Annotated in this window: 1 protein-coding gene; it reads right to left on the bottom strand. The window is 72.4% G+C overall.

Features of this window, described 5'->3' with window-relative positions; translation table 11 throughout:
- Window positions 1-13 precede the first annotated feature (13 nt).
- Complete coding sequence (locus ACSNN9_RS28645; RefSeq protein WP_436676416.1) at window positions 14-436, bottom strand: roadblock/LC7 domain-containing protein; 423 nt, start codon at window positions 434-436, stop codon at window positions 14-16.
- Window positions 437-460 lie beyond the last annotated feature (24 nt).

The raw sequence follows: 460 nt of genomic DNA, 5'->3' as shown, positions 1-460 counted from the left end.
GCGCGCCGGTCGGTCAGCGGGGCAGGGCCTGCTGGAGCTCCGCCCGCAGCGCCGGGGTGAGCATGTCCCCCGCCTGCTTGGCCAGCCGCGCCATCTCGTAGCCGACCACGCCGATGTCGGCGTCCGAGCCGGCCAGCGTGGCCAGGATGGACCCGTCGCGCACCTGCATGACCAGGAAGTAGCCGCGCCCCATCTCGACGACCGTCTGCTTGACGATGTCCCCGTCGAACATCTGCGCCGCGCCCGCGGTGATGCTCATCAGCCCCGAGGTCACCGCCGCGAGCTTGTCGGCGTGGTCGCGGGGCAGGTGGTCGGAGATCGCGACCAGCAGGCCGTCGGAGGAGACCACGATGGCGTGCACCACCCCCGGCACCCGCTCCGCGAACCCGCTGACCAGCCAGCTCAGGTCGCGGGCCTCCCGGCTCAACGTCGTCATCGCTGTCCCCCTTCGGTGCGTACG

Origin of the sequence: Micromonospora sp. URMC 107 (assembly GCF_051386315.1) — a bacterium.
In the GTDB taxonomy this organism is placed as follows: Bacteria; Actinomycetota; Actinomycetes; order Mycobacteriales; family Micromonosporaceae; genus Micromonospora.
This window is presented reverse-complemented; position numbering and strand designations above follow the sequence as displayed.